This window comes from Psychrobacter sp. CX21 (assembly GCF_057396255.1).
In genome coordinates, this window is the sequence record NZ_JBXYJG010000043.1 from 1 (window position 1) to 3003 (window position 3003).

Below are 3003 nucleotides of genomic sequence, written 5' to 3' on the forward strand. Positions count from 1 at the left end.
GTAGATACCATCTTAAAAAATAAATATCAAGCAGAAATAAATTCAACTTTTGCCTGATAAGGAGATTGATGTTTCAATACACCATAGCAGATATGCACAAGCTTACGCATAGCAGCGCAAATCGCCTGCATCTTGCACTTACCATTGGCTAACAGCCTCTCGTACTGTGCCTTAATATCAGGATTCCATTTAGTGGATACCACTGCAGCCATATACAGTTTAGCTCTAATAGCACTTGAACCATTCTTAGCTAAACGTGATTTGCCTTTAAACTGTCCTGACTCAATATGTCTAGGAACAAGACCAATAAAGGCTGCAACCTGTGACGCTTTAGTAAACTGCTTATTGTGCATCAGCGATAGCATCTGTCTTGATGTGGCAGGGCCTACACCTTTGATAGTTTGTAGTAGCTCTTGGTCATGCTTTAACTTAGGATGTTTATCGATATGATCATCAATATCATCGTTAAGCTTTGCAATAGCAACTTCTAAAGCATCAATCATAGTGCCAATGGATTGCTTCACAATAGGCGCAGTATCAGTAGCATATGCTTTTTCTTGACGGTTAAGCTCACGTTGCAAGTCTTGCTGTAGTGCATCTAAACGAGTCAATAATGACTTTAATTGTCTTGCTTCTACTGGTGGCGGTGTCCACTGTTCTGGCTTAGCACTATTAGCATAACGAGCCAGTAAGACGCTATCCTTTTTGTCAGTTTTATTGCGACTACCAAGAGAGTTTGCATAGCTTCTGACATAGGCTGGATTTACGATACTTAGAGCAATACCTTTATCATGTAGAAAATAAGCCACATTCTCATGATAGACACCTGTTGCTTCAAGGGTTACGTGTATATCACTTAAATTATCGCTGACGTTTGTTTTTAGCCAGTTGATAAGATTATCAAAGTCGTCTTTGTTGTTTTTAAATACTTTGGTTTTAACCTTTAGCTTGTCTGCATCTTTAAGCCATGCAACATCAAGCTTTGCTTTACTAACATCGATACCAATATAATGAGTCATCTTGTCATCTTCCCTTGTTCATGCAGTGTCACTCGTATTGAGGCACTTGGATACCATTCAGAGTATTAAGATGATAAAAATGAGCATTGGGCATTATCTACGCTACAGTGTCTAGGCACTAAGGGTGCGCTCATGCTCTCAATGCTCGTGATTAACCGCTTTAGTTTATCAACTCTCGTTGATTGCGTTAAGGGGTCAGTCAAGATACAAGGGTGCGCCATGCGCACCGTTATAGGATGTGATGCTTATAGGTGCGCGGGGCGCACTCTACGAACCCAATCACCTTCAAAACTAACTTTAAGCAGATCTTTATTCGCTGTCGATTCTAATTTATCTAGAGTTTTATGGATAGTTTAATTATCAGTTCCAGATATTTTCAAGACTGAAAAATCCTTGATGATCATTCCCTATACCTCTAGAGTTATAAACATGACCCTCGGGATCTTAAATAATACCTATAAGTATCACAGTATCAATCAATAAAGTAATGATTGATTTAAGAGCGAGCGGGACAGGTTTTATTATTAAGGTCAACAGCAGTGATTGTTTGCTGATCAAGGTTTTTTATAGCATAGGTTACCGTGACATCATTAGCAGCGAGATACTTGTCTGTATAAAAAAAATTGTCGCACAGTATGCGAATACTACTGGGTCGATGTGAATACTCTTGAATTTGTGCTTGAGCCCATCCTGAATTCTGTGTAACTGCAATTTAGATTAAATGCTTACTAACACGCTCATCGAACATAATCATAAATCGATTAAGAGCAGACGTCCAGTTACGGATGGGCATCGACCACTTTTTAGACGCCTGCTGAGTCGCTAGATAAACAACCTTTAACGCCGCTTGATCAGATGGGAATATCTTACGCTTATTCACAGCGGTACGAATCACGCTATTTAATGACTCGATAGCATTGGTCGTATAAATGGCTTTTCTAATGTCTTTCGGGTAATCAAAGAACACGGTTAAGCCCTCCCAATTATTGCGCCAAGAGGTAACCACATGCGGGTATTTATCGCCCCAGATCTCATTAAACTGCTCAAGGCTAGCCTCTGCCAGCTCAAGCGTATCAGCACCATAAACCGCCTTTAAACCAGCCGCTACTTTTTTTCTATCTTTCCATGGTACAAACTTCATAGAGTAACGTACCATATGCACAATACATAGCTGAACCTGTGTGTTTGGATATACCGTATTAATTGCCTCGCTAAAGCCTTTTAAACCATCCACACAGGCAATAAGAATATCTTGAACCCCACGGTTTTGTAGTTCAGTGAGAATACCTAGCCAGAACTTAGCGCCTTCATTCTCCGATAGCCACATACCCAGTAGCTCCTTTTTGCCCTCAAGATTGACGCCTAAGGCCAGATAGATGGCTTTATTAATGATTTGCTTGTCTTGACGTACTTTAACGACAATGCAGTCTAAATATACGATAGGATATAAGCTACTTAGTGGACGATTCTGCCATGCTGTGATGTCATCTATGATGTTGTCAGTAACCCTTGATACGAGACTGGTTGAGATATCAACGTCATAGATATCTTTGATACTCTCAACAATCTCAGTGGTTGTCTGGCCTTTGGCGTAAAACATGATGATTTTATCATCGAGCCCAGTGATACGAGTTTGATGCTTTGCAACCAATACAGGATCAAAGCTTCCTTCACGGTCTCTGGGTGTAGATACTTCAATCTCACCTGTGTCACTGCGCACTGTCTTTTTGGTGTGACCGTTGCGCTTGTTTGGGGTATCCGCCTTTTCATGCTTAGGATAGCCTAGATGCTCTTCCATCTCGGCTTCTAATGCAGTGTCAATAAATGACTGCATGAGCTCTTTTTGAAATGCTTTGATGTCTTCAAAGCTGCCAACGTGTTTGGCCATTTGTTCGGCTAGTTTTTTTAGTTCTGTTTGTTTTGTCATTGCTTATTCTCCTTTACTATGGATTATAAGCAGTTACACAAAGTTTGGGAAAGTCTC

Annotated in this window: 2 protein-coding genes; both read right to left on the reverse strand. The window is 40.4% G+C overall.

Annotated features, from left to right (window positions below):
* Positions 1–26 precede the first annotated feature (26 nt).
* The gene (locus tag AC2SLP_RS11960) at positions 27–1019 is read right to left on the reverse strand and encodes an IS110 family RNA-guided transposase (protein ID WP_486535649.1); all 993 of its coding nucleotides are present in this window, start codon (positions 1017–1019) and stop codon (positions 27–29) included.
* 712 nt (positions 1020–1731) lie between these two features.
* Entirely contained in the window at positions 1732–2946 is a 1215-nt protein-coding gene (locus AC2SLP_RS11965) for an IS256 family transposase (RefSeq protein ID WP_486535535.1), read from the reverse strand.
* Between the last annotated feature and the right edge of the window lie 57 nt (positions 2947–3003).

Bases quoted from the DNA above. Each gene is read 5' to 3' on its own strand.
- AC2SLP_RS11960 (WP_486535649.1), bottom strand. From the start codon at position 1,019: ATGACTCATTATATTGGTATCGATGTTAGTAAAGCAAAGCTTGATGTT.
- AC2SLP_RS11965 (WP_486535535.1), bottom strand. From the start codon at position 2,946: ATGACAAAACAAACAGAACTAAAAAAACTAGCCGAACAAATGGCCAAA.